This window comes from Pseudomonas brassicacearum, from assembly GCF_003732265.1.
Taxonomy (GTDB): domain Bacteria; phylum Pseudomonadota; class Gammaproteobacteria; order Pseudomonadales; family Pseudomonadaceae; genus Aquipseudomonas; species Aquipseudomonas brassicacearum_D.
In genome coordinates this window covers 1-508 of the sequence record NZ_MOBK01000401.1, presented here as the reverse complement: position 1 = coordinate 508, position 508 = coordinate 1, and the positions used below count along the sequence as shown (strand labels likewise).

Below are 508 nucleotides of genomic sequence, written 5' to 3'. Positions count from 1 at the left end.
ACACACACCGGAGCCACCCCTTGCCCGACACCCGCCCGCCCGTGCTCGATGAAATCGACCGTCAACTAATTGCCGCCCTTCAGATCAACGCCCGCGAAAGCGTGGCCATGCTCGCCCGGCAATTGGGCATTGCGCGCACCACCGTGACATCGCGTTTGGCACGTCTGGAGAAGGCCAAAGTGATCACCGGTTATGGCGTGCGCTTGGGTCAGCGGGTGGTCGATGGCGGATTGCAGGCCTATGTCGGGATCAAGGTGCAGCCGCGTTCCGGCAAAGAGGTGGTGCGCCGGTTGAGTGCGATGGCGCAGGTGCAACAACTGTGTGCGGTGAGTGGCGAGTTTGATTATGTGGCGTGGTTGCGTACGGATTCGCCGGAGCAACTGGATCAGTTGCTCGATCAGATTGGCAGTGTGGACGGGGTGGAGAAGACCACGACGTCGATCATTTTGAGTAGCAAGATCGATCGGGGGCAGCCGGTTTAAGGTTTTGATCGGGCTCACTCGAGCGC

The 508-nt window shown here is 60.4% G+C and carries 1 protein-coding gene; it reads left to right on the top strand.

Annotated elements, in window-relative coordinates; translation table 11 throughout:
* Positions 1-20 precede the first annotated feature (20 nt).
* Positions 21-482 (top strand): Lrp/AsnC family transcriptional regulator, encoded by a 462-nt coding sequence (locus BK660_RS31930; RefSeq protein WP_064388226.1) that lies wholly within the window; start codon positions 21-23, stop codon positions 480-482.
* Positions 483-508: the final 26 nt, after the last annotated feature.